Source organism: Bradyrhizobium sp. UFLA05-89 (assembly GCF_059803475.1).
In genome coordinates this window covers 1-1,420 of record NZ_JBANBA010000267.1, presented here as the reverse complement: position 1 = coordinate 1,420, position 1,420 = coordinate 1, and the positions used below count along the sequence as shown (strand labels likewise).

The following is a 1,420-nucleotide window of genomic DNA, read 5'->3' as shown; positions in this document are numbered from 1 at the left end:
CCTCACTGCGCCGGCGTTCTTCTGCATGCCCGCGGACAAGCGTAAGGCGCATGCCACCAACGAGCGGAGCAAGTATGCGCCGAAGACGCTCGACCAGTACAAGGCCGCGCACGGACCGGGCTGCGGCTGCTGTGGGACAGCGACGAAGAAGAAACCGGGGCGTCTCGTGACGAAAAGCAAGAGCGGCGCCGTCGGATTCCCGACTGCGCGCCCCTGGATGATCAGCCACTGACGTCGCATGGCCATCGCGCCGGCGATGAATTCAAACTAGAACAGAAGGGCGTTTCAAATGCTTCACGGTGACATCTCTTCCAGCAACGACGTGGTCGGCGTTGCCGTCGTCAATTACAAGATGCCGCGGTTGCACACGAGGGCCGAGGTGCTCGACAACGCCCGCAAGATCGCCGACATGGTCGTCGGCATGAAGCTCGGTCTGCCCGGCATGGATCTCGTGATTTTTCCCGAGTATTCCACCCACGGCATCATGTACGACGCCAAGGAGATGTACGAGACCGCCTCGCAGGTGCCGGGCGAGGAGACCGCGATTTTCGCCGCAGCCTGCCGCAAGGCGAAGGTCTGGGGCGTATTCTCGCTGACCGGCGAGCGCCACGAAGAACATCCGCACAAGGCGCCCTACAACACGCTGATCCTGATGAACGACAAGGGCGAGATCGTGCAGAAGTATCGCAAGATCATGCCCTGGGTGCCGATCGAGGGCTGGTATCCCGGCAAATGCACCTATGTCTCGGACGGTCCGAAGGGGCTGAAGATCAGTCTGATTATCTGCGACGACGGCAACTATCCGGAGATCTGGCGCGACTGCGCGATGAAGGGCGCCGAACTGATCGTGCGTTGCCAGGGCTACATGTATCCGGCGAAGGAACAGCAGGTGCTGATTTCCAAGGCGATGGCGTGGGCTAACAATGTCTATGTCGCTGTCGCCAATGCCGCGGGCTTTGACGGCGTTTATTCCTACTTCGGGCACTCTGCGATTATCGGCTTCGATGGACGCACGCTTGGCGAGACCGGCGAAGAGGAATATGGCATTCAATACGCTGGCCTGTCGAAGGGCCTGATCCGCGATGCGCGCCGCAACAACCAGTCGCAGAACCATCTCTTCAAGCTGCTGCATCGCGGCTACACTGGCATGATCAATTCCGGCGAAGGCCCGCGCGGCGTGGCCGCCTGCCCCTATGAGTTCTACAAGAACTGGATCGCTGATCCGGAAGGGACGCGCGAGATGGTCGAGGCGATGACTCGTCCAACCGTTGGCACCGAAGAATGCCCGATCGACGGCATTCCGAACGAGCTATCGGCGAGCAATTACTAGACTATTGCGCCATACACCGATGTCATCCCAGCCTTGGACTTCTGCTGGTGATCATGCACCTTGGACGGATCACAGAGGAAGGCACGGCAG

2 protein-coding genes are annotated in these 1,420 nt (G+C 60.2%); both read left to right on the top strand.

Annotated features, from left to right (window positions below):
- On the top strand, positions 1–232 hold a 232-nt coding region (locus SO139_RS46185; RefSeq protein WP_498542152.1), incomplete at its 5' end, for a zinc ribbon domain-containing protein.
- Between the two features lie 57 nt (positions 233–289).
- Positions 290–1,330: an aliphatic amidase gene (locus SO139_RS46180; protein WP_449379713.1), complete on the top strand. Its 1,041-nt coding sequence runs from the start codon at positions 290–292 to the stop codon at positions 1,328–1,330.
- The last annotated feature ends 90 nt before the right edge of the window (positions 1,331–1,420 follow it).